The sequence below is a fragment of the Oculatella sp. LEGE 06141 genome (assembly GCF_015207605.1).
GTDB lineage: Bacteria > Cyanobacteriota > Cyanobacteriia > Elainellales > Elainellaceae > Oculatella.
This window is the reverse complement of the sequence record NZ_JADEWO010000015.1, coordinates 95,188-119,600: the sequence shown is the minus strand read 5'-3', so window position 1 is coordinate 119,600 and position 24,413 is coordinate 95,188. Positions and strand designations below refer to the sequence as shown.

The 24,413-nt window shown below is 52.2% G+C and carries 20 protein-coding genes; 9 read left to right on the top strand and 11 right to left on the bottom strand.

The features are described from left to right. Positions 1 to 54 precede the first annotated feature (54 nt). On the bottom strand, positions 55 to 828 hold the full coding sequence (locus IQ268_RS13030; protein ID WP_193879302.1) for a cysteine hydrolase family protein: 774 nt from the start codon (positions 826 to 828) through the stop codon (positions 55 to 57). A 162-nt stretch (positions 829 to 990) separates the two neighbouring features. Further along, positions 991 to 1,380 carry a RidA family protein gene (locus IQ268_RS13025; protein WP_193879299.1) on the bottom strand — a complete coding sequence of 130 codons (390 nt, stop codon included), beginning with the start codon at positions 1,378 to 1,380 and terminating at the stop codon, positions 991 to 993. 139 nt (positions 1,381 to 1,519) lie between these two features. On the opposite strand from IQ268_RS13025, the gene IQ268_RS13020 reads away from it, so the two are divergent. The 3 genes from IQ268_RS13020 (at position 1,520) to IQ268_RS13010 (ending at position 4,471) form a co-directional block, all read left to right on the top strand. Further along, the gene (locus tag IQ268_RS13020; RefSeq protein WP_193879296.1) at positions 1,520 to 2,923 is read left to right on the top strand and encodes an amidohydrolase; all 1,404 of its coding nucleotides are present in this window, start codon (positions 1,520 to 1,522) and stop codon (positions 2,921 to 2,923) included. 113 nt (positions 2,924 to 3,036) lie between these two features. Next, complete coding sequence (locus IQ268_RS13015) at positions 3,037 to 3,780, top strand: hypothetical protein (RefSeq protein ID WP_193879293.1); 744 nt, start codon at positions 3,037 to 3,039, stop codon at positions 3,778 to 3,780. Between the two features lie 163 nt (positions 3,781 to 3,943). After that, the gene (locus IQ268_RS13010) at positions 3,944 to 4,471 is read left to right on the top strand and encodes a hypothetical protein (RefSeq protein WP_193879291.1); all 528 of its coding nucleotides are present in this window, start codon (positions 3,944 to 3,946) and stop codon (positions 4,469 to 4,471) included. 87 nt (positions 4,472 to 4,558) lie between these two features. Here IQ268_RS13010 and IQ268_RS13005 read toward each other — a convergent pair whose 3' ends face one another. Continuing rightward, positions 4,559 to 4,696 carry a hypothetical protein gene (locus IQ268_RS13005; RefSeq protein ID WP_193879288.1) on the bottom strand — a complete coding sequence of 46 codons (138 nt, stop codon included), beginning with the start codon at positions 4,694 to 4,696 and terminating at the stop codon, positions 4,559 to 4,561. A gap of 13 nt (positions 4,697 to 4,709) precedes the next feature. Here IQ268_RS13005 and IQ268_RS13000 point away from each other — a divergent pair, with 13 nt between their 5' ends. Next, the gene (locus IQ268_RS13000; RefSeq protein ID WP_228035316.1) at positions 4,710 to 4,940 is read left to right on the top strand and encodes a hypothetical protein; all 231 of its coding nucleotides are present in this window, start codon (positions 4,710 to 4,712) and stop codon (positions 4,938 to 4,940) included. A gap of 284 nt (positions 4,941 to 5,224) precedes the next feature. Here IQ268_RS13000 and petA read toward each other — a convergent pair whose 3' ends face one another. Both petA and petC read right to left on the bottom strand, forming a co-directional pair. After that, complete coding sequence (petA, locus tag IQ268_RS12995) at positions 5,225 to 6,214, bottom strand: cytochrome f (RefSeq protein ID WP_193879285.1); 990 nt, start codon at positions 6,212 to 6,214, stop codon at positions 5,225 to 5,227. Between the two features lie 98 nt (positions 6,215 to 6,312). Then, a complete protein-coding gene (gene petC / locus IQ268_RS12990) occupies positions 6,313 to 6,855 on the bottom strand; it encodes a cytochrome b6-f complex iron-sulfur subunit (protein WP_193879282.1) in 543 nt (180 codons plus the stop codon). Between the two features lie 278 nt (positions 6,856 to 7,133). Here petC and IQ268_RS12985 point away from each other — a divergent pair, with 278 nt between their 5' ends. After that, the gene (locus tag IQ268_RS12985) at positions 7,134 to 7,451 is read left to right on the top strand and encodes a DUF3067 family protein (RefSeq protein ID WP_193879280.1); all 318 of its coding nucleotides are present in this window, start codon (positions 7,134 to 7,136) and stop codon (positions 7,449 to 7,451) included. Between the two features lie 59 nt (positions 7,452 to 7,510). Here IQ268_RS12985 and IQ268_RS12980 read toward each other — a convergent pair whose 3' ends face one another. Further along, positions 7,511 to 12,577: a caspase family protein gene (locus tag IQ268_RS12980; protein ID WP_193879277.1), complete on the bottom strand. Its 5,067-nt coding sequence runs from the start codon at positions 12,575 to 12,577 to the stop codon at positions 7,511 to 7,513. A gap of 712 nt (positions 12,578 to 13,289) precedes the next feature. Here IQ268_RS12980 and IQ268_RS12975 point away from each other — a divergent pair. The 4 genes from IQ268_RS12975 to mutS all read left to right on the top strand — a co-directional run bounded on the left by IQ268_RS12975 (position 13,290) and on the right by mutS (position 19,643). After that, entirely contained in the window at positions 13,290 to 13,736 is a 447-nt protein-coding gene (locus IQ268_RS12975; RefSeq protein WP_193879273.1) for a tetratricopeptide repeat protein, read from the top strand. 41 nt (positions 13,737 to 13,777) lie between these two features. Beyond that, positions 13,778 to 15,469: a GTPase HflX gene (gene hflX / locus IQ268_RS12970; RefSeq protein ID WP_193879270.1), complete on the top strand. Its 1,692-nt coding sequence runs from the start codon at positions 13,778 to 13,780 to the stop codon at positions 15,467 to 15,469. 207 nt (positions 15,470 to 15,676) lie between these two features. Then, positions 15,677 to 16,675 (top strand): UDP-glucose 4-epimerase GalE, encoded by a 999-nt coding sequence (galE, locus tag IQ268_RS12965; protein ID WP_193879267.1) that lies wholly within the window; start codon positions 15,677 to 15,679, stop codon positions 16,673 to 16,675. 271 nt (positions 16,676 to 16,946) lie between these two features. Then, a complete protein-coding gene (mutS, locus tag IQ268_RS12960) occupies positions 16,947 to 19,643 on the top strand; it encodes a DNA mismatch repair protein MutS (protein WP_193879264.1) in 2,697 nt (898 codons plus the stop codon). A gap of 98 nt (positions 19,644 to 19,741) precedes the next feature. Here the strand turns inward: mutS and IQ268_RS12955 are convergent, their stop codons facing one another. From IQ268_RS12955 to surE, 5 genes are all read right to left on the bottom strand, one after another. After that, positions 19,742 to 19,945, bottom strand: coding sequence for a hypothetical protein (locus tag IQ268_RS12955; RefSeq protein WP_193879261.1), 204 nt, complete (start codon positions 19,943 to 19,945; stop codon positions 19,742 to 19,744). A 160-nt stretch (positions 19,946 to 20,105) separates the two neighbouring features. Continuing rightward, a complete protein-coding gene (locus IQ268_RS12950; protein ID WP_193879258.1) occupies positions 20,106 to 21,014 on the bottom strand; it encodes a MoxR family ATPase in 909 nt (302 codons plus the stop codon). Positions 21,015 to 21,099: 85 nt separating this feature from the next. Continuing rightward, positions 21,100 to 22,143, bottom strand: coding sequence for a bifunctional riboflavin kinase/FAD synthetase (locus IQ268_RS12945; protein WP_193879255.1), 1,044 nt, complete (start codon positions 22,141 to 22,143; stop codon positions 21,100 to 21,102). Positions 22,144 to 22,213: 70 nt separating this feature from the next. Next, a complete protein-coding gene (locus IQ268_RS12940; protein WP_193879250.1) occupies positions 22,214 to 23,116 on the bottom strand; it encodes an MBL fold metallo-hydrolase in 903 nt (300 codons plus the stop codon). Between the two features lie 281 nt (positions 23,117 to 23,397). Continuing rightward, positions 23,398 to 24,243 carry a 5'/3'-nucleotidase SurE gene (gene surE, locus IQ268_RS12935; RefSeq protein WP_193879247.1) on the bottom strand — a complete coding sequence of 282 codons (846 nt, stop codon included), beginning with the start codon at positions 24,241 to 24,243 and terminating at the stop codon, positions 23,398 to 23,400. Positions 24,244 to 24,413 lie beyond the last annotated feature (170 nt).

Below are 24,413 nucleotides of genomic sequence, written 5' to 3'. Positions count from 1 at the left end.
GTTCACTCCATCCATTGCTGCTCTCAACTCAATACACCGCGTTAAACGGCACGGCTAACCGTTGGCGATCGCTGCCAATAGCGCCTGAGAGTCACTCACAAAGCCAAAACACTGGTTGGTGTTATAGAGGGTGGCTTGCAGGCAGTACTCTGGCGAGGTGGTGGCTGTGCAGTCTCGCAGCAAGATGCAGTCATAGCCCAGGAAATTAGCATCTTGCAACGTTGCCATCACACACTGATCGGCGTTCACTCCAGCAAAGAACAGCGTCGTTTTGCCTAGATTTCGCAAAATGCTGTCTAACGGCGTGTCCCAAAAACCACTCATGCGGTATTTGTCAACCTTAACGTCTTGCGGTTCCTGCACCAGTTCATCAACCACCGCCGCTGCCCAACCGCCCACAGTAAGCACAGGCGCTCCGTTTTTAGGCAGGGGATCGCCCAACCCCACCCCTTCGCCCGTGGGATTATAGACATGGCGCAGTCCAGCGCTAATGTTGAATAAATCGGGACGATTGCCCCAGTTCAACCAAACCACGGGGACATTCGCCGTTCGCAGGTGAGGCAGTAAGGCCACCAGAGGGGCGATCGGCGCTCGTGCCGGGGTGACATCAACGCCGATATGCGCTAACCAGCCATCGGGATGGCAAAAGTCGTTTTGCATATCCACCACAACGATCGCCGCTTTGGCTAAGTCGAGCCGCAGTTTTTTCGTCTCTGTGGGAAGGGCGATCGGTCGTGGCGGCAACGGAGCACGGCTAATGTCTGCCGTTTCGCTGTCTACCAACCAGGCGTTAGGCGCAATTCCTAGCGGTTTCAAGGGTCGATTCATAGTGTGTGCAGGTCATACAGAATGATTGGTTGATATTGCTCATGGTTTTAATGGGTAGTGCAAAACGGAACGAGTTGCAGTATTGGATCACACGAACTGGAACAGGGAACAGAAAAGCGGCCTGACCGCAGCGATGCAGTTTATTCGCCACTTATTCGCCACTTATTCGCCACAGTAGGCAACCAGATCGATTTCCACATCTCCCAACCCAGCCAGCGCAATGACACCCACCGTTGTGCGGCATGGCAGGCGATCGCCCGGAAAGTAGGAGGCATAGATTTCGTTAACGGTGGGAAAGACGCGAAAATCCGTTACAAAAATTCGAGCCATCGCAATGCGATCGAAGCCGCTCCCTGCATGGTCTAACACCAGTTTGAGGTTATCCATAACTCGGCGCGTTTGTTCTTCAATTGACCCTTTAACGACTTTGCCAGTGGCCGGATCTTCTGCGAGCTGCCCGGTTATAAACAGTAAATCGCCCGCCCGTACTGCATGGCTATAGGGGGCAACCGGAGGTAAAACGTCGTCAGGTAAAGTGATGTATTCCAGCACAAATGAAGCTCCCTGGGGTAGAGTGACTGAGTGGTAATATTCTGCTCTGGGGCATTTCCCACGACAGTTCAATCTATCTCGAAACGATAGATTCTTAGCATGTTGTTATTGCTCCTTAAGGATTTGCAGCGAGGGGTCTATGGGTTTCACCATTCAGAATGTTTTAATCCCAACTGAACAAGGGTACGAAACGGTCGATGTTCAAATTGAAGGCGATCGCATTACCGCTGTTGCGCCAGGGCTAGAAGTCAACGGAACGGCAATCGACGGTCGCAACAAACTGCTGCTGCCTGGATTTGTCAATGCCCATACCCACTCGTCCGAAATGTGGCAGCGTGGCATCATTCCCCCTCGCCCCCTGGAGCTATGGATCGCTGAACTGTATGACTTTACGCCGCTAGAGCCAGAGCAAATTTACCTCAGCGCCCTTGGCACCGCCGTTGAAACCCTCCTTTCGGGTGGCACTACGGTGGTTGACCACCTTGTATTGATTCCTGGACAAGAAGAAGAGACGATCGCCGCTGCTGTTCGGGCTTACCGAGAGGTGGGCATTCGCGCCTTTATTGGCCCTCTGATCCAGGATGAATCGATTACATCTGGCGTTCCGTCTGGTGGTGCCGATGTGGAACACGAACCCTACCTTCGCAGCACCCAGGCCACGCTGGACTTGATGCAGAACACGGTAGAGACATTTCACCGTCCCGACGAGGGCATCAACATTATGTTGGCTCCTACGGGAATTCAGCTTTGCTCAGATGCGCTGTTTCAAGGCTGTGTGGAGTTAAGCGATCGCCATACCCTTTGCCGCCATGCTCACCTGCTGGAAACCAAAGCGCAAAAACTTCTAGCGCAGGAAAAATATGGGTGCAGCGCAGTCGAACACCTCAAGCAGCTTGGTTTCCTGGGTCGGCGCACCTCCCTGGCGCACTGCGTTTGGTTAGATGATGCTGATATTGAAATCCTGGCAGAGACGCGATCGACCGTTGTACACAATCCTCTCAGCAACTTGCGGCTGGGTAGCGGCATTGCTCCCATGCTGAAATATCGCCAAGCTGGCGTTAACATTGCGTTTGGCTGCGATGGAGCCGCCAGCAACGACTCGCAAGACCTGCTAGAAGCGATCAAAATTGGCTCCATCTTGCACAACATCACTGACCTGGACTACCGCCAGTGGATTACTCCCCGGCAGGCTGTTGAAATTGCCGCCCTGGGTGGAGCCACTGGACTCAACCAGGCCGAGCAGGTTGGAACACTAGACGTGGGCAAAAAAGCCGATGTCGTGCTGTATGACCTCACCAGCCTGTCGCTTTTGCCTAGAACTGACCCCATCGGTTTGCTAGTACTCGGTCGTCCTGTACAGGCGGTTCATAGCGTTTGGGTGAACGGTCAGCAAATTGTTGCCAACGGTGCCGTGGCAACCGTGGACATGGAGCAGTTGAAGCAGGGCTTATTTGACCACAGCCAATGGCAAGTGAACCGCCAATCGCCAATGATGGCGCAAATGGAAGCGCATTACCGTTCGGTCATGCAGTTACCCCAATAACCATAGGAGTTGCAGCGATCGTAACTCCTATGGTTATTGTTTCTTTTTGCTGCTGAGCGGTCACGATCAAAAATCAAAGTTATCCTGAGGGTTGAGGATGCGAGGGAGTTGACATGAACGCTCAATGGTGGACTGCCAGTGGTGCTGGGGTTGCTCTTTTGGTTGCGGGCTGCTCTGGCCACACGGTAGCCGATCGCTCGGTTACTATTTCTGCGATCGAGCCAGAGGCGGCCGCCGTTCCTCAACCAGCGGCAAACGATGCTGCTCCTCCACTGCCTGCAACGCCGACAACCGCTCCCAGGCCATCGGCTCAACTGCCCCAGTTTGCTCCGGTTGATGAATCGCTGATTCCCGTACCCACTTTAGTGCCGCCGCCGCCCACTGTTTTAAGCGCGCCTCCTGCCGTTGTTTACCGCAACCCGTCTCCTGCGGTTGCCCCACCACCAGCCATTCCGCAGCAGCCAGTTCCCAATACAACGGCTGTCGCCCCGGCTTCACCGTCTGCGGCTCCAGCCAATCCTCCGGCCTCGAGCGCCATTTCCCCTGTGCCTGTACCTGCGCCTGCGGCGATCGCCTCTCCGCCTTCCGTAGCGGCGGCTCCATTGCCTAACCCAGTGAGTGCCCCTGGCGATCTGGCAAGCCAAATCGAGGTGAGCGGCGTCATCCAAGTTGGTGGAAGAACCAGCGCCATTATTGCGGTGCCCAATGAGAGTAGCAGCCGATATGTTAGCGTGGGAGACAACTTGGCAAACGGTAGGATTCAAGTCAAACGGATTGAGGTGGGTGCCGATCAGGAACCAGTTGTTGTGCTAGAGCAAGATGGAGTTGAGGTCTATCGGTCTGTTGGTAATCTGTGATGGCTTAAACTCTCAGCACATGCCAGCAGGGTTGGCGTCTGATGATGGTACAGACTTTAGGACTGGGCTGCGATCGCCTCTTTTTAAGATGAGGTTGCTTTTGACTAACGTATTTCTTCCGCTGGCAATTTAGTCTTGATCTTTTCATCCTCTATCGATTGCTATGACCAAGCCCACTCCAGATCGCCCTACAACCCATCGTACGAAGTCACGGTCTGGTGAATCCGTCCGCCTGAGCTACCAAGAAAGCTTTATTTGTCCGGTGTGCCGTCATGGACAAATAACCGGGCTAACCCTGATGGACGCATTTGCCTGCAACTTTTGTCGCCACATTTTCACCGCCAACCTGCCAGAGCAAACGGTACAGGTGGTGGATAGCTCTCAGCCAATGGCCTGGCGCTGGAATGGGCAAAACTGGACAGTAGCCTACCGAGATGAGCTTAATCTCACGGCATTAGTTTGGATGGTGGGTAGCGCTCTGGTTGTTCTGCCAGCGGCGATCGTTTGGCTGTCATCCCACGTTTTCCCTCCTCTTCCCGATAGCAATTGGGCCTGGTTTCCTACCGTGTGGGTAGCATGTACGTTTACGTTTCACCTGTTACTGGTGGGTTGGCTGCTCGTTGAACATTACCAATTGCCGCTGTATGTAACCGGGAAGATTTGGATACGCGGGCTGTTTGGCCAGCGTTAACACTCACCACCTTGCTGTAAACGCCGTTGATTCGTTGTCCAATGTTGATGGATTGCTTACCAACTATCCCGATCGCCGCTCAGTCGATTAGCCAGGATTGGGTTTGCCGAGCAAGCCAGTCCCTTGCCAAAGGCCAATCCTTAAGGCATCCTCCTGCTGACGATTCTTACCTGAGGTGCGCTCCTCAATGACACAATGGTTGCTGGACGGCTTGTAATCAACCATACCGGGAGCTTCAATGATGTGGCGAGTAATTATTCAATGTTCTGCCGACAGTTGGCGCCACCATGCCAAAGCCTTTAATGCGATCGCAACTCAGTATGCAGGTACCCCGTTGGCTTCTAAGAAAATGAAGGATGACGAACGCCGCATTATGGAATATCAGGTCGAAAACGTCAGCGATGCCGAAGACTTTATGGAAGCGTGCATGACCCTGGACGGATTCATGGCTACCTTTGAATCTCTGTAGCATTCCCACCCTGCATTCAGGGCGATGACTGACCCAACATGATTGGTGTTGGCTGACCCCTTGCACGTTGTTCATCCAAAACAGTAAAAACCCTCAAACTGTCGGGCTTGAGGGCTTAAGTTCCTGAAAATCGTCACTGAGCTTCATCATGGCAACCGATGTTACATAGCACAAGAGGGGTGTGACCCTCCATGCAAACTCTGTCTTAAGATAGAGGCGATCGCGCATCAAAAAAGCACCTGAATTCAGGTGCTTTTTTGATGGATTCAGCAAACTCAAACGAACTAGAAGCTCATTTCAGCTTCTTGAACGCGTTCTACTTGCTTCTTCTTCAAGACCAACATAATTTGAGACAGCATTACCGCTGCTACAAACGCGACAAGGCCCTTAACGCGGGTGGGGCTTTGGAGTACAATCTCAGCATCCTTCTGCCCAAATCCACCAACGTTGGGATTAGAGGTCAACGCGGCACCATTGGTTACTTCCTCGCCTTCAGAGACCAGCAGTTCAGGCCCCGCAGGAATAGTATCGACAACTGCGGCACCCTCTGCGGGTTGAATCGTCACCTCGTAACCGCCATCATCTGTCTTGGCAATTTGAGCGATCGTTCCAGCGACAGAAGCGTTGTAAACCGTGTTGTTGCTCTTCTCTCCAGTCGGATAAACCTGTCCGCGCCCACGGTTAGCGCCCAGGTTAATCTGATATTTGCCGAAGTGAGCCGACTTATCGCTGCCTGGATCGGGAGAGAGTACCGGGAAGACAATCTCTTGATACTGCTCACCGGGTAAAGGCCCAACCAACACAATATTTTCTTGCGTTTCACTATAGGGTTGGAATAAATAGCTGGGGCCAACCTCCTCTCTCATCTCTTCAGGAATTCTGTCTTCAGGGGCAATTTTGAACCCTTCTGGCAGAATTAGCACGGCACCTACATTCAGAGGGCCTTTCTCACCATTTCCCTGCACCTGCTGGATGCTGGTGTCGTACGGAATTTTGACCACTGCTTGAAATACAGTGTCGGGTAAAACCGACTGGGGAACTTCAATTTCTGCGGGTTTTGCCGCTAAGTGACAGTTGGCACAAACAATCCGCCCGGTGGCTTCGCGAGGTGTCTCATAATTTTGCTGTGCCCAAAATGGATAGGCAGCCGCCGCCTGAGGCATGACAAAATCGCTGGCTAAGAACAGTGTCATTGCCACCAAGGCAACCAGCGCGCTTTTGGCGATCGCCCTAACGCCACAGGGCAACAAACGTGTCGAAAAAAATGCTTTCATGTGTAGCCGATGTTCCACGACAAAGGATCATTTGAATCAGTTTTAAGAACCGAGCATTGAGCTGCAACGAATCGCCCAACCCTCAACCCAAGCAATACTTAAGACCACCACGGGTCTTCACCCGTGCGGAAGTCTGTCTCAGACCAGTTGGTAAACGCGATTTTGTCCTCTTCCGTCACAGTGGCATGAGCTAATGCCAACGAAAGTGGAGCGGGACCACGCACTACCTTACCTTCATTGTTGTACTGGGAACCGTGACAAGGGCAAATAAATTTGTTCTCGCTGGCATTCCACGGTACAACGCAACCGAGGTGAGTACAAACGGCATTAAGACCGTAGTTTGCGATCGACCCATCCCCTTCAACCACCACATAGGTTGGGTCACCTTTCAATCCTTGCGCTAAAACGCGATCGCCCGCAGCGTGGCTGGAGAGAAACGTACTCACCACAATGTCGTTGCCTAGCGCGTCTTTAGCGGTGACACCGCCACCGCCACCACCGCTAGACGGTGGAATGAAGTATTTAACAACGGGATAGAGCGCACCCAGAGCAGTACCTGTTACTGCTCCAAACGTGAGCAAGTTCATAAATTGACGACGACCCATATCGGGTACATCGGAAGTTCCAGAGATTTGAGCCATGATTTGAGCCGAGCTATGGTTTAAGAACAGGTTTTGGCAAACGGGTCTGCGCTTGATCCTATATCTTTTTTAAGCCTGCTTCTCAGTTAAACGTAGACAGACAAAAGCGCGAGGACAAGTGAGATTTGGCTATTACACAAGACAGCGTTCACTATCTCAGGTAATAGGTTTACAGTTTTTCTAGAAGTATTATTACATCTCCTCAGAACAGGATCATCTATTGAAGCAATTGGCATCACTTTCGTAACGAAATGTGAAGAATTACGTGAAAGGAAGCTATGACTGGAGAAGATCTGCACCAACTGTTATTAACGAAGTGGGGACGATCGTTTGATGTCCAAATTCGGCGTGTGCAAGGAAAAATTTTTGTCCAAGTAATGTGGAAATACCTGGAGCAGGCTTCTTTTCCCATGACTGAAACGGAATACTTTGCCCACTTAGATACAGTGGCCAGTTACTTAAATGCCTGGGGCAGTGTCGAACAGGTGCAGACCCATATTGAACAAACGCGCGATCGCCCCCGTTTAGGTAAAGCGGTGAGCATCCCAGTTGACCTGGGTGAACGGGCATCGGAATGGCTGTTGGAAGGGTTCTGAACCAGCTACGGTTTTAAGTTATGCAGAATTGCACCTGCATCTTCGGATTCAGGAAAGCATTAAAGCGCCGTCTGCACCGTTTCAAAGATGGGGCAGGTATTCGGCGTTAGCCGCAAATAGCGAATACATTCCTCTGCTGTCAGTTGTCGGAGGCTGCGATCGCGCGCCAGTTTCAGCAACATTTCCCAGGTCGCCGCCCAGAGATAAACTCGACCATCTTCTGCCAATGCGGCAATGTGTTGCCCATCTGGGCTAAAAAAGGCTTGCAGCATTGCTCCGGCTTCGCTATTGAGATAAGCAGGACGCAATTGAGCCTGTTCTACTCCCGTTTTGGCATCCCACAGACGGGCTGTACCGTCTTTGCTGGCTGTTACAATCGTTCCACCGTCTGGGCTAAATCGGGCATCCAGTACGGCTCCTCGGTGACCATTCAACAATACTCGCAGTAAGCCAGACTGTGTATCAATAACGCTGGCCGTGCCGTCTCCGCTGGCGGTCACAATTTGCTCACCATTAGGGCTAAAGCTAGCGCTATTGACCTGATTTTGTTGCGGCAGGGTTTTGAGTAATCGTCCAGACGTGGCGTTCCAGACTCGAACGGTTTGATCGGCACTGGCTGTCACAATCCACTGGCCGTCCTGGCTAAAGCTGGCTTGTTGAATCGCCGCCTGGTGCCCTTCTAAAATTTGGAGAATCTGACCGGAGTGGGTATCCCAGAGGCGCACCGTGGCATCATCTCCAACTCCCAGCAGCGTATCACCATCAGGGCTAAAGCTAATTTGCCGGACGATGACCGGATGAGGCCGAGCGGTTAGATCTTTAGAGGACTCAGCAGAGGAAGAGTGATCGGGGGAAACTTGAATTCGGTGCCGTAGTTGGCTGTCCTGGTTCGCCTGCACCTGGCGAATTTCAACGGTGCCCTCAACCGTAGCCGATGCTGTCAACTGTCCGTCAACGCTGAGCGCAATGCCAGTCAGTGCGGGAGTGGTCTCCGCTGTAGGAGGGTTTTCTGGTGATGATTGGGGCGATCGCACCGGTAAGGGCGGCAACGGCGTACTGTCTGTCAACTCTTGAGTGTTGGAGGATAGCGCCGGATGAAGCGCTCTAAATCGGCGTTTGATCGGCAACCACAGGGACTGCCAAACGTTTCGAGGCTCAAGATTCGCCACATGGTTTGGCAGGGGAGAGTTTAATGGCGAGCTAGAACGTGGCTCTGCCAGGGGAGTTGCATGATCAAAGATCCAATGCTGCCAGGTTCCTTCAGTCGTAACGGTTACTAAATCGGCGATCGCATTTGCCGATTGGTTTGTATCAGCCGCATCTTTAGCGGGTGCCCTGGAAGGATCTGGGGGAGGATAGGCAAAAGCAGCCCATTGCACCCAGGCATGTAGCGGTTTCACGCTGGGCAATTCACCGCCCAACTCAGCCGCCCATAGCCGCACAGCGCCACTGGCATCAGCCGTCGCAACGTAGGTTCCATCGGGGCTAAACTGAGCATCTTCTATTGCTCCAATATGTCCAGCTAAATCGCCCACGGACTGTCCGGTTTGGGTATCCCATAGATGAGCCGCAAACAAGCTGTCCTGGTTCATTTGATTATGGTTTGCCGTTACAATCAGTCGGCTATCTGGGCTGAAGGCGATCGGTTCTATGCCGGTATAGCTCAGTCCCTCCACATCTCGGCTGGTAGATAGTTCAGTTTGGAGCTGACCAGAATCAACATTCCACAGCCAGATGCGTTGGTTCAAACTAGAAACGGCTAACAATTCCTCATTCGGGCTAAACAAAATTTGGGTTACGGGTTGAATTCGAGCTTCAGCCACCGTCTGAGGTGGAACGACTCCACCCCCAAGCGAAACGATTTGTTGCAATCCGGTGGGTGAGGTTTGTGATAGAACCTGATGCAACTGGCCGGTTGCTGTTGTCCACAGCCGCGTTCTGCCATCATCGCAAGCCGTTGCTATCCACTGTCCGCTGGGGCTAAAACTGGCACTGTTGATCGCATTGGGATGAACAAGAGTGATGGCTCGTTGTACCTGCACCCTTTGATTGGCATCGGTGGTTAACCGCCACAGTTGGGCTTTACCATCGCTGCTGGCGGTTAACAGTAAACTGCCGTCTGGGCTGAACTGAAGGCTATGAACTCCGTCAATCGCAGGCAGTTTTGTTAGCAATTGTCCAGTTTCGGCCTGCCAAATGGAGACGCTGCGATCGGAACTGGCGACGGCAATCCAGTTTGCTTTGGGGCTGAAGGCCATCCGGGTAACGGCCTGGTCGCTGGTGAATCGTGAGATCAGGGTACCTGTTTCAACTGACCACACATTGACCTGGGAGGAGTTGTGGGCGATCGCAGCTACCAGACTTCCGGTTGAATTAAACGCTAAATCCGCAACGTCCGCAGGGGTGGTGTCCTCCGTTGAATCAGGGGCAGGAGCCTCAGAACTGACCCACGTTAGGGTGTGTTTGGCGGTTAATGTGCCAGTTTGAATCGTCTGAGCGTTCAACGACCACAGGCGAATTGTGCCGTCGGCGCTAGCGGTGGCCAGGTGTTGCTGATCTGGACTGAAGACTAGCCGATGAACCGTCTGCCGATGCCCCTGCAACTCAACCTGTAAGCGTAAATTTTGCAGCACCGCGCGTAAACTAGACTGAGCTTCGTAGGTGGAATGATCTTCTTCCACCGCCAGACGGCTAATAAGTAACGCGGCCATCGGGTCGCCATTTGGTTCTTGCAAAATTGACTGAGCGATCGCCGCTCGTGCCCGTGAGGTGGCGATCTGGAGCTGCTGTTCCTTCTCTGCTTGAGTGCGTAAGACGTTGTGATATTGATGAAAGGTCGCAATCAAAGCAATTAGCAGCACCGAAGGAATCGCAATCTTGAGCAGCCGCAATTCCTGGCGTGCCCGCTGGCTCTCGGTTTGGCTAACCGTCAAATATCGCTGTCCTAGCGCCGATAGCTCTTGAGGATAGGTCGTAGCAAAATCTTCCGCATCCATCAAACGGCTGCCCCGCAATAGGTAATCTGTACCCATTGGTTGCCCCATTTTGTGCCATTCTTGCGCCGCACGTTCAATTCGCCGTTGCCGCCGCAGCATTTCCCGATTTTCATCGAGCCATCCTCGCAACAACGGCCAGTTACGGATTAGAGCTTCGTGGGCTACATCGATCGCGTCTTGATAGGTTGCAGGTCTGGACGTTGGTGCCAAACTCAGCTCTGTGGTGTTCCAACCTTCTTTCGTGGGGTGGGCTTCCCCATTCTCTTGACTTGTAACCACCAGTTTGGCGGCTACTAGCTTTTCTAGCGCTCGTTCGATCAGCTCCACTGGAAAGGTTGGACTGATCAACTCTGCCTTGAGAATGCGGCGACGAGTATCTTCAGTGCCCTCTCCCAGTTGGGTTAACGCCAGAAAAATTCGTTTCGTTATTTGCTGTTCTTCTGGCAGCAGGCTGTAAAAAATTTCGGTGGCTCGTTTTTGCAGTGTCCCCCGAACGCCCCCCAGTTCTGTGTAAGTATCCAAGGTAAGTCGGGCGGTGCCATCGGGTTCGTGCTGCCGTCGCTGCCAGAGTTCTAACAGGGTGTATTGCAATAGCGGTAACTCGCCCGGTGCGCCGATGACATCCAGCAACATGGTGTAAACCAAATTAGGGTCGCAGACCAACCCCACTTTCTGTGCCGGACGAACGATCGTGGATTTAATTTGGTCATAGCTGAGCGGTGTAACCATCACCAAATTTTGCTCAATTTGGCGCGCCAATCCTTCATATAAGGAGCATTTGCTAAAGAAGTCGGCTCGCAGGACAATCACCAGGCTAAGGCACCCCTCAGCCGCTTGCAGTGCGCCAAACAAACAGTTGAAAAAATGATGCCGCTCGTATTCTTCCTGGGGGCCATGACAGAGCGTAAATACCTCTTCAAACTGGTCAATGACCAGCAATAGATGGGAACGAACTCTAGAATTGAAGCCTGAGGTGGAGGCTTCGGTGGGTAAGCTGGCTCGAACCAACTGCGCTAAACCAATCCCGCCATCTTGCAAGAATGTTTCGGCTCGGCGCAGTTGCTCGGCTCGCTCCAAACCTGTCGCGTCTGGGTCAATGAAGGCCGCCGTTAAGCTTTTGAGGGGGTGTTCGGTTGGGGTTAGCAGCTTAATCTGCCAGCGATCGCTGCCCGAGAATTTTTTACCCCGGCGCAGTTCTGCGACTAACCCTGCTCTGACGACCGACGACTTCCCGCTACCCGACGCGCCAACTACAGCCAAAAAACGGCCTGCCCGCAGTTTTTCAAGCAGTTGATCGGTTAAATCCTCTCGTCCAAAAAAATATTCAGCGTGGGCTTCATCAAAGTACTCCAACCCGCGATAGGGACAAATCATTGAGGTCGGCGCAACGTTGACCGTTGGAGTCGGACTGGCACTGCGCGTCAGAATAATTTCACTACCAGAACTTTCAAATAACGGTTGTTGCAGTTCGCCTTTGAGCGTATTGCTGACCCAGTCGGTGAGGGAATGATTGGTCACAATTCCCGTTGCCACTCGGTTGGGGTCAAGCCCGGTCAGCAGCGATTGGGTGAACACGCTGTAGGGACTGTCTAAGGATTCGTAAGCAGATTCGTACTCGCGAGATGCTGCCATAAATAGGCGATCGGTACCGGGACGAGCGCCTGGATCGGCTTCTAAGAAGTTGAGTAACTCACCGCTATGGCAGCAGTCCAGCCAAATCACCCGCTGCCGTACCGGACTCTCTTGCAGCAGTCGGCGCAGCCAGAACAGCGATAGGCCATAGAAGCCAACCTCCGGCTGAACATCACTAACAGCCAGATACCCTTCTTGAATGCCGGCCTCTTTCTGAATCCCATGCCCTGAAAAGTAAAACAGTGCCGTGTGCGGAACATTGTTTCCTTTGGGTTTGAAGAGACTCACCAGAGCTGCTTCCAGTTCTCGCAGGGTTAGTTTGGTTTTAAGCCCTACCTGCGGTTGCCCCGCCTGGATAATTTCAGGTAAGCGACGCACCCGAAATTCACCGTGGGCTTCAAGCTGTTGGGCGATCGCCTCTGCGTCCTGTGCTGGAGCCTGTAGCCCCGGTAGATGCTGATAGGTATTAATTCCAACAACCAGAGCATCTCGTGACATTGATGTACCCCTATAAAGCGCCGTGTCGTAAGTGGATGGGGTAACTGTTTCACCCAAATTGAAGTAACTTCTTGACCAGTCAAACAGAAAAGATGAACAAACGTTTTATACTTGCTTGAAACGTTGGACAGAGAGAAATTGCCGGGAAAAACAGTTTGAATACTAAACTCTCAACCGAAGATAGCCAAGATAAATTAAAGTGCCAAAGGGGTGAAACCCTTCAGGGGTGAGGTTTTGCCGAAACTGAAAACATAGTTTTGATTGCAGATTCTCCAAGGCAATCTTTCTTTAACTTTCAACAAAAGTACGGAATATTTTGCAAAGAAATGGGCAGGTTGCAAGTAATTCACCGCTGATTTACTGCAAAGCTAGATACTAAGCTTGCGAGGTATTGTAGGATCTCGGTTGGCCTCAGTGCGTTTGCCGAGAGTTGCCGATGTACCGTAAAGTTGCAGTTGCGAAATAACCAATAAAGGTTACTATTCAAACAGGCTGATGTTGTGATGCTTTAATTAAGCGATAATTAAGCAATCGGTTTTTGGATGGATAGCATCAGCTTTGTCAGGGGTAACATTCAAACAACTTGTTCTAAGAAGGGCTGCATCAACTCCAGTAGTACGCTAGTTTCCTGTCGTCTGGCTAGGTTTAGCAGTAATCAGCGTTGGGTCATGTGTGGGATGCGGGGTGTAAATGTCCTTTCATGTCAATCGTTATGAACAAACTCCTTGTCAAGCTTGATCAAGCTGTCGCAACTAACCCAAACAACAGCACCACGTGGCATGAGCGAGGTGAAGTGCTGGCTAATATGGGTCAATATGCCGAAGCGTTACAAAGTTTTGACAAAGCCCTGGAACTCCAACCTGAGCGGCACGAAACCTGGATTTTTCGTGGTGTGGTCTTAATTCATCTAGAGCGCTATGCAGAAGCGCTGATGAGTTGTGATATTGCCTTGGCGCTTCGCCCCTACGATTCGGAAGCCTGGACCTTTCGCGGTGTGGCGTTGCATCGTATGTGTCGTTATCCGGAAGCCTACGACAGCTATAACCAGGCATTGGGCATTGAACAGCCCTCCCTCTGGCACAGCATGATGCAATTGGTTCGGCAGGTGAAGCGATCGCTCACTCCCTGGCGTTACCTCAATTCCGACCAGGGTCAGTAAAATGGAAGGAGTTGATTTAAAAGACCAGCGCCTGGTCAGATGTGCCTATCGAAACTATTTACGGTCAACTCCAAGGATTAAAATCCAGCCAGCTCAAGCAGCTTCAGCGGCTCTATCACCAGCGACTGCCGGGCGATCGTCTCACAACGCCCGAGTTTGCCCAACGTCTGGCTGCAATCAGTACTGATATCAATCAACCCATCTGTGCTTACATCAATCGACGGGGTCAGGTCATTCGGGTAGGGGTCGGCAGCTTAAGCAAAACTCAAATTCCTCCCCTGGAACTGCCTCGCTATGGTGCAGAGCGTCTGTCTGGGATTCGCTGTGTTGCAACTCACCTGAAACCAGAATCGCCGAATGATGCTACGTTGACGGCAATGGCGCTCCAGCGGCTGGATGCGCTGGTCGTTTTAACTCTGTCGGGGGGCGGCTTTGAGCGTCGAGGTGGAGGCGCAACTGGCTATGTTAAAGAAGCGTACCTGGCTCATCTCGTGCCGCATCCAGAGGCACGGTGGACGGTGTCGCCGCCGCTCAGCCTGGATGTCATCACGAAGCAAGATTTCCTTGATTTAACCGAGGGGTTAGAAGAAGAATTTCGCCGCGATTATGTGGCTCAACAGGTTAGCCCTGAGCATGACCGGGTACTGCTGGTTGGTGTGATGACCAGCAATGACACGGCACAACGGTTTCAAGACGGGTTAGCAGAACTGGGACGCTTGGTCGAAACGGCGGGTGGAGAAGTGCTGCAAGTGTTGCGGCAGAAGCGATCGCGCCCTCATCCCCAAACGGTTGTGGGAGAAGGAAAGGTGCAAGAAATTGCGTTGATGGCTCAAACCATCGGTGCCAACCTGGTCGTGTTCGATCGAGATTTATCACCTGCTCAGGTGCGAAATTTGGAAGTTCAAATTGGCATCCGGGTGGTCGATCGCACGGAAGTGATTCTGGATATCTTTGCCCAGCGGGCACAGTCGCGAGCCGGAAAGCTGCAAGTCGAATTGGCTCAGCTAGAGTACATGATGCCGCGTCTGGCTGGGCGCGGTCGAACCATGTCCCGATTGGGAGGTGGAATTGGTACCCGAGGCCCCGGAGAAACCAAGCTGGAAACCGAGCGACGAGCAATTCAACGACGCATTTCTCGGTTACAGCAGGAGGTCAACCAGCTTCAGGCACATCGTTCTCGCCTGCGGCAGCAACGGCAGCATCAAGAAGTGCCCTCGATCGCGATCGCAGGCTACACCAATGCCGGAAAATCGACCTTGTTAAACGTGTTAACAAACGCCGAAATTTACACCGCCGATCAGCTCTTTGCCACGCTTGATCCAACCACGCGGCGCTTAGCCGTGCCTGACCCGGTGACGCAAGAACCCATTAATCTGGTCTTAACCGATACCGTGGGATTTATTCACGAACTGCCACCTTCGCTGATGGATGCCTTTCGGGCAACGCTGGAAGAAGTGACGGAGGCCGATGCCCTGCTGCATGTGGTTGACCTCTCCCATCCGGCATGGCAGAGCCAGCTCCGTGCTGTGATGGCAATCTTGTCAGAAATGCCTGTTACACCGGGGCCAGCATTACTGGCGTTTAACAAAATTGACGAGGTCGATAGCAATACTCTGGCGTATGCCCAGGAAGAATATCCCCAGGCGGTATTTATTTCGGCCAGCGATCGCCTTGGCCTGGAAACACTACGCCAGCGGCTCGCCCAACTGGTTTGTTATGTAGCCACTTCCTAGTCATGTCCTTTGGGGTGATTCAAGGGAACAGGGAACCGTTGGTCGCCAGTTCCACCGCAACTCGACTGCAATCTAAATGCGAACAAACCGTTGACCAAACTTGAAGATTACGCAAACTTGGTCTTAAAACGCGCTTTAAATGATGGAGAAGTTTGACTTAACTGTTATAAATCAATGTCAAGGCAGTGCGTTTAAGGATGGGTAGTGATGTCGAATGATCAGGCAACCATTTTAGTGACGGGAGGAGCAGGCTACATTGGTTCCCATGCCGTGTTGGCTCTACAGCAATCAGGTTACAACGTCGTTGTATTGGACAACCTGGTCTATGGGCATCGGGAACTAGTAGAAGACGTGTTGCAGGCCAAGTTAATTGTGGGAGACACTAACGATCGCGCGTTGCTCGATCAGCTTTTTTCCACACACGATATTGCGGCTGTGATGCATTTTGCTGCCTATGCCTATGTGGGAGAATCCGTTACCGATCCGGCTAAATACTACCGCAACAACGTCATTGGTACGCTCACATTGCTCGAAGCGATGATAGCAGCCAACATCAAGAAGTTTGTGTTTTCATCCACCTGTGCCACCTATGGGGTTCCCAAAACGGTTCCGATTCCAGAAGATCATCCTCAAGATCCGATCAATCCCTACGGTGCGACGAAATTAATGGTCGAGCGGATTTTGGCCGATTTTGATGTGGCGCATCAGTTCAAGTCGGTTTGCTTCCGCTACTTCAATGCTGCCGGAGCCGATCCAGATGGACGGTTAGGCGAAGACCATAACCCCGAAACGCATCTAATTCCCCTGGTGTTGATGGCGGCTCTGGGCAAGCGAGACTCTATTTCTGTCTTTGGCACCGATTATCCCACCCCCGACGGTACCTGTATTCGGGACTACATTCATGTGGCCGATCTGGCAACGGCGCATGTGTTGGGGCTAGAGTATCTGCTGAAAGGGGGGGATAGCCAGTTATTCAACCTGGGCAACGGCAATGGGTTTTCGGTAAAAGAAGTCATTGATGCCGCGCAGCAGGTAACAGGCCGCACAATCAAAATAGTGGAGGGCGATCGCCGCCCTGGCGATCCACCAGCGTTGGTGGGCAGCAGTGAAAAAGCGATCGCCATGTTGGGCTGGAAATCGCAATACGCCGATATCCATCAAATTCTTACCCATGCCTGGAACTGGCACCAAAAGCGCCACGGTTAGAGGATAGAGGGGACACAGAGGGAACTCAGGCGTGTTAGCTGGCGCTATTCAGAGGAGGTTTGAAAAGTAGGGAATGTCTCCGGCAAGGGCATTGCTTCGGCCTATTATTTAGAGGACACTTGTCCTAGTTTTTGCGTTGGATATCCTCTGAAATACGCTAACTTAGGCTTTAGGGCAGATTTTCTCGCGCTACACTGTTGAGCCACAAACAAGTAAGCCACAAACAAGTAAGCCACAAAAACTGCCGATTCTATTCTTTGTATGCCCGTCCATGTCTGAGTTTCCTGCATCGCCATCTTCAGATTCGTCTCCAGATCCGGTTAGCGACCTGCCAGAGCGATTGGTAAAGCACGCCGTTCGCTATGCCGATCATCGTGCTGTCGAGCGAGACAAGCTCACGCCGATGATGCGCCACTACGTGGAGATTAAAGATCACTATCCCCATGCGTTGTTGCTGTATCGAATTGGAGACTTCTTTGAAACGTTCTTTCAAGATGCCATTACCGTTGCCCGTGAATTAGAACTGGTTCTAACCAGTAAACATAGCGGTGAAGAAATTGGGCGAGTGCCGCTAGCTGGAATTCCCCATCATGCGCTCGATCGCTACTGTGCCTTGCTGGTCGAGAAAGGCTATGCCGTTGCTGTTTGCGACCAGGTGGAAGATGCTGCCGAGGTTCAGGGTCGCCTGGTGCAGCGAGAAATCACACGGGTCATCACACCGGGAACGGTGTTGGAAGAGGGGATGCTCAATGCCCGTCGTAATAATTTTTTGGCGGCAGTCGTCGTTGCTGGTGCCCATTGGGGATTGGCCTATGCCGACATTTCCACCGGAGAATTTTTAACCACGCAGTCCAGTGGTCTGGAACAACTGACGCAAGAACTGATGCGGTTACAGCCGTCTGAAGTGCTGGTTCCCACGAACGCTCCCGATCTGGGTGGGCTGTTGCGTCCGGGAGAAAAGTCAACTCACCTGCCCGACTACTTGCCGCCGCAGTTTTGTTACACGATGCGATCGCAAACCCCATTTAGCAGCAGTGAAGCCCGCCAACGCCTGCTGGAACAATTTCGCGTGCGATCGCTGGAGGGCATGGGGTGTGAACAGTTGCCGTTGGCTGTGCGAGCAGCCGGGGGGCTGTTGGAGTATCTAGAAGATACGCAAAAAGCAACACAGGTGCTGTTGCAGCCGCTCTGCACCTACACACTGACCGAGTATTTAACGCTCGACCACCAGACGCGACGTAATTTAGAGATTACTCAGACGGTGCGGGACGGTACGTTTCACGGCTCTCTCCTATGGGCTTTAGACAAAACCGTGACAGCGATGGGAGGGCGAGCTTTACGCCGCTGGCTCCTGCAACCGCTGCTGGATATTCAAACAATTGAAGCACGGCAAACCACGATTCAAGAACTGGTCGATCATGGCGCTTTGCGTCAAACCTTGCAGCAGCTTTTGAAGCAAATTTATGACCTGGAACGACTGACGGGGCGATCGGGCGCAGGAACCGCGAATGCCCGGGATTTGGTCGCACTGGCCGATTCCCTGGCGAAGTTGCCCGATCTGGCTGAAGTGGTGGCAACCGCTAAGTCCCATTATCTCACCGTGCTACAAACGGTGCCCCCTGTCCTGGAGCAGTTGGGAAAACTGTTGCGATCGCACCTGGTAGACAATCCGCCGCTGCATCTAACCGAGGGACATCTGATCCGAGTGGGGGTCAATCCACAGCTAGACCAGATGCGTCAGCAGATTGAAGCCGACCAGCAGTGGATCGCGCAGTTGGAAACCTCTGAGCGCCAGCGAACGGGTATTTCATCGTTAAAGGTGGGCTTCAATAAAACCTTTGGTTATTACATCAGCATCTCGCGGTCTAAAGCCAACGCCAAATCTCACGACACCCCGCCCGAGGGTTACATCCGCAAACAAACGCTGACCAATGAAGAGCGCTACATCACGGTTGAGCTAAAAGATAAGGAAAGCGCCATCTTAAATGCCCGTGCAGACAGCAATCAGTTAGAGTACGGCATTTTTAATCAATTGAGGGAAGAGGTTAGTCAACATGCCGAACTGATTCGCGCGATCGCCCGCTCGATTGCCGCTGTTGACGTGCTGTGCGGCTTAGCAGAAATTGCGGTGTATCAGGGGTATTGCTGTCCTCAAATCATCACAGGTCGCGACATCAGTATTGAAGCCGGACGGCATCCGGTGGTTGAGCAGTCGTTACCTGCCGGATTTTTTGTCCCCAACTCCACTGATTTGGGATGCCGCGATGACTCTGTGGTTCCAGACTTAATTGTGCTAACTGGCCCCAACGCCAGCGGTAAAAGCTGCTATCTGCGACAAGTCGGGCTGATTCAGTTGATGGCACAGGTTGGTAGCTTTGTCCCGGCTCGCTCGGCACTGTTGGGCATTTGCGATCGCATTTTTACCCGTGTGGGAGCCGTAGACGATTTAGCAACCGGGCAGTCTACTTTTATGGTCGAGATGAACGAAACAGCGAATATCTTGAACCATGCCACGCCAAAGTCGCTGGTGTTGCTGGATGAAATTGGTCGAGGCACAGCCACCTTTGATGGACTGGCGATCGCCTGGTCTGTCGCAGAACATTTGGCTACCGAGATTACGGCCCGTACGATTTTTGCAACCCACTATCACGAACTGAATGAGTTAGCTTCGATTTTGCCGAACGTCGCCAACTACCAGGTGACCGTAAAAGAACTGCCCGATCAAATCATCTTTTTGCATCAGGTGCGACCTGGAGGAGCCGATCGTTCCTATGGCATCGAAGCGGGACGGCTAGCAGGCTTGCCAGCCTCGGTGATTCAACGCGCGCGACAAGTGATGGCACAAATCGAGAAGCACTCTCGCATTGCGGTTGGGTTGCGCGGTGGTCATTCACCGCAGGCGAAAAACGGCAACGCAAAGTACAGCCCTGAAGCGGTGCCAACCGAACAGCTCGATATATTTAGCTAGTCAGCGGCTAGCACAAGGGCAACGGCGCTGGAGGGCAATGGCCGATCGGACATGACGATCGGCGAACAGTTGTAGTGTACTGGCTGTTGCTTGGGGAATTAGTCCACCACTCTCAAAAGCCCATTTCGTAATGCCTCAAAGACGCGATCGATTTGCTTCTTCTCAGGTTCGCTAATCGATTTTTTGGAGAGTAGTGCAGACATAAATCGTTCTTGATCGGCTCGAGTGATTCGGCGTGAGCTAAAGATACGATTGACAATTTGTTCAATCGTGGCTTCCGGTAGATTGACCTGAGTTTGCATTGCACTCAATGGGAACAGGGTGACGTTTTCAGACTTTCTTACAGTCTGATGAACTTTGGCACATCGTAAAGTGATGTCCATCACCAATTTGGCTTTTTTCTACACTTTTTATCAGGCAGTAATGACCGCTATTTAATCCGCTAATCTGCTTAAATTGTGCCTACGGAATCGGGATTGAGTGCAGCAATCGATCGACCACTGGCCTCGCTTTGCGGCCTCCCGCCAGAATCAGGCGATGCGCGAGGACATGAGGGCAGAGCCGCTTGACATCATCGGGAATGGCATAGTCTCTGCCGTTTAACCAGGCCAGAGCCTGGCTGGCACGATAGAGTGCTACTGTCCCACGCGGACTGGCACCCAGCAGAATGTCTTCATCCTGACGCGTCGAGCGAACCAGATCGAGCATGTACTGCTTAAGATGCATTTCAACATGTACCTGAGCACACAGACGGCGCAGTTCCTGCACTTCTGCCAGAGAAATGCAAGGTTTTAATGGATGGGCACTTCCTGGCGCTTGCAGGTGTTGCAGCATTTGCAGCTCTTCTGCTTCGCTGGGATAACCCAAACTAAGCGATAGGGCAAATCGATCCATCTGGGCTTCGGGGAGCGGAAAAGTGCCCTGGTACTCTACCGGGTTCTGTGTGGCGATGACAAAGAAGGGGCTAGGCACCCGCCGAGAGCTGCCATCCACGGTGACCTGCTGCTCTTCCATCACCTCTAACAGTGCCGACTGGGTACGTGGGGTAGCGCGATTAATTTCGTCGGCTAGCAATACGTTGGCAAAGACTGGCCCTGGTAAAAACTCAAACTCGCCGCTGCGCGGATTCCAGATATTGGTTCCGGTGATGTCAGTTGGGAGTAAATCAGGTGTACACTGAATCCGCTGAAACTGGCCATCAATGGATTGCGCCAACGATCGCGCTAGTAACGTTTTGCCCACACCGGGAACATCTTCTAGCAGCGCATGGCCTCCTGAAAAAAGTGCTACAAGTACCAGTTGGATTGCGTCAGCTTTACCAACAATGGCATGACCCAGATTTTGTGTCAGTCGCTCAATGCTTTCCCGCATAGTGGCTGTTATGAATGGGCACCCGCTTTATCATTGCAGTCCTGTCCTGGAGTGGGGTGGGGGAATATACTTAACTTCTGCATCTTCAGGCAAAATGGGAGGCATTTAGTAGCGATCGCGCCTGAACACAATCAGCCTGAATTTGCGCTTTGAGGGCATCCAGGGACTCAAACTTCTGCTCAGGACGCAGAAAGGTGTCCAGACTCACCGTTAATACCTTTCCATACAAATCACCCGTCCAACCCAGCAGATGAACTTCGATCGTCTGCGCCATGCCGTTTACGGTAGGACGGTTGCCAATATTCATCACCCCTGGCAGGGGAGCCGTGTCTGGGCTGGAGTCTACACCAGAAACCCAAACAGAATACACTCCCTGGCGTGGCAGGAACTTCTCAGGCGGCAGATGGAGATTGGCGGTTGGAAACCCTAATGTTCTGCCCATCTGTTGCCCTTGAACGACCTCTCCGACTAACGTGTAGGCTCTGCCAAGCAGTCGATTCGCCTGCCTTACATCACCTTTTTCTAGCGCCTGTCGAATCGCAGAACTGCTCACCCGTTGTCCCTCCTGCGTAAAAAGGGGCGCAATCTGTACTGAAATTCCGTACGTAGCGGCGATCGCCTGTAAGACTGCTGTGGTACCCGCTCGATTCCGGCCAAAGCAAAAATCTTGCCCAACGCTGATCTGTCTGGCTTGCAGTTGCTTCAGCAAAACCCTATCGACAAATTGTTCGGGTGACATGGCTGCCAAAGCACCATCGAACGGTAATAAAACCAACTGCTCGACCCCCAGCGCTTGCAAGTACCGTACCTTCTCATCCAATGGCGTTAGCAAAGTGCGCTGCTGGCCGCTAAAAAACTGTTGGGGGTGGGGGTGGAACGTTACTACGGTTGCATACGGAACGGCAGGGGTAGCTTGCTCCGGCAACGGCTCGTTGTCTGCTCTAGCATGGCGGCATGGGGTATCTGTCTCCTGGAAACCCATTCGCTTGCTATCCGCCTGCGGCAAATCAAGCTGGCTCGGCAGAATAGGTTGAATAACCTGTCGGTGCCCCCGATGGATTCCGTCAAAGTTTCCCAGGGCAACGGCTGTTGGTGTTTTAACGGTGTCAAGAGATGAAGTGATCCACACGCTTTACATTCTGACACACTTGGACAGACTTCCCTAGCTCTGGCTACCTAAATTTAGTGAAATCGCTGGATTAAGACGCTGAGACTTGAGCTTCTGGCGTTGCTTCTGTGACTACCGTTGGCATGGTGACCAGGTCAATTTCCAATCCTTCCCAGGCAACAACGCTATTGGGGAACTGCTGCGCCGTATTTTCCTTGATCTGATCCATAAAGTTGTCGTTATGGAGCGGATCGTGGTGAAAGATGACAAGCTTTTTGACGTTGGCTGCTTTTGCTACTTTAACGGCTTCTTGCCAGGTAGAATGCCCCCAGCCGATTTTGCTGGACTTTTCAGAATAATATTCGTCGTCGGTGTAGGTGGCATCGTAAATCAGCAGATCCGCGTTTCGAGCCAGCCACAAAACGTTTTCGTCGAGGCGATCGGGAAAATGTTCGGTATCGGTCACATAGGCGGCAGCGTGACCACGCCAGTTGATGCGATAGCCGACCGCTTCGCCGGGATGGCACAGCAGCGCGTTCTCAACCAGAATGTCGTCAATTTGAACCGATTCGCCGATTTCTAAATCGTGGAATTCTAAATTGGCACCCATGATTTGAAGCGGCACCGGAAAGTTGGGATGCAGCATCTGGTCATTGAGGCGCTGTTCAATGGTGGAACCATTGGGTGCGATCGCTCCGTAAATTTTAAACCGATTGCCCTTCACAAAGGCCGGTACAAAAAACGGAAAGCCTTGAATGTGATCCCAGTGAGAGTGGGTAAAAAACATATGTGCTTCTAAGGGCATTGCGGGCAGCAACGATTGCCCCAGCCCCCTTAACCCTGTGCCCCCGTCAAAAATCAAGCGGCGTCCGCCAACTTTCATCTCAACACAAGACGTATTGCCGCCATAGCGGACTGTACTCTCACCCGGGCAGGCAATGCTTCCTCTCACACCCCAAAAACGAACCGTGAATTGGTCTTGCATGTTAGCCATGAGTGTTTCTTGCCGGATTCTACCGCGTCTTCAGAGATGAGCCTCCACGCTCAGCATCCACTACCTTAATCTTAGTTAACCCAGATTTTGGTAAGCATTGTTCTATGAAAATTACTTCTACATCAGATTGGTAGAAAACTTTACAAAACACCCTACCTGTCCCCCGTTGCCAGCCACAAAAGGGCTTGATTTGACTAAAGCGCCCGTGCCAGCGGTGGGTTGAATGGTTTTCTGATGGTTGCCTCAAGCGAGGCCGTTTCTAGCCCTGGTGCATGAATAGGTTAACGGTTAGGAAACCCTAGCTGCCAGCTTTGCAAGTCTGCCAGCCCTGAGCCGCAGGTTAGGTTGTATTGCAATGGAGTAATTGTAATGTAGTTGTGACGAATTGCCTGTACATCTGTCAAAGATTGCCGTAAGTTTTCAATATCAATTTTGGCCGCGTCGAGCTTAGCAACAACCATGAATTCTAAATCTGGCTGGGCTACTTCTTCAAGCACTTCTCCTGCTAGCCAGTAATAGGTCTTGCCGCGCGGATCGACCCGTTTTTGGAAGGTGTCAATATAGCGACGAACGCCCTGCCGCGTGAATGCAACCCCGGCAATTTCCTCTGGCTCAACGGCTGGAATATTGACGTTTAACAGCATGGGTTTGGCTAGCGGCTGTTTGGCGAGTTGGTCGAGCAGGGTTTGGGCAAAATCAGCGCCCACCTGAAAGTTTTGGGATGAAAAGCTGGCAAGGCTGAAGGCAACGCTGGGAATGCCCTCAATTAAGCCTTCCATTGCGGCTGAAACAGTACCAGAGTAAAGAATATCGGTTCCCAGGTTTGAACCGTGATTGATACCAGACAGCACAATGTCGGGATGCTTATCCATCAACGCCCATAGCGCCAGCTTGACACAATCGGATGGGGTACCTGAACAGGCCCAGGCTTTGACCGAAGGATGAAAGTTGGACTCGACCACCTCTGCTCGAATGGGATGATGCAAGGTTAAACCATGTCCAGTGGCCGATCGCTCCTGGTCTGGGCAAACGACCGTAATTTGGTGGCCGGCGGCAGCTAAGTGATTGGCTAAGGTTCGAACTCCGAGGGCAAAAATGCCGTCATCGTTGCTGATTAAAACGTTCATGAACTCTTGATATTCAATGAAGGATGATGGTTTATTGGGAGCGGCTTCAATCCAGTTTAGAGGTCTGTGAGGTTAGAGGTTGGTGAGGTGGAGCGAGACAACGGCCTGACCTGAGAAAGGCTGGATGGTTGTGGCTATTTCAGCAAAATTTTTCAGAGTTTTTGTGCTGG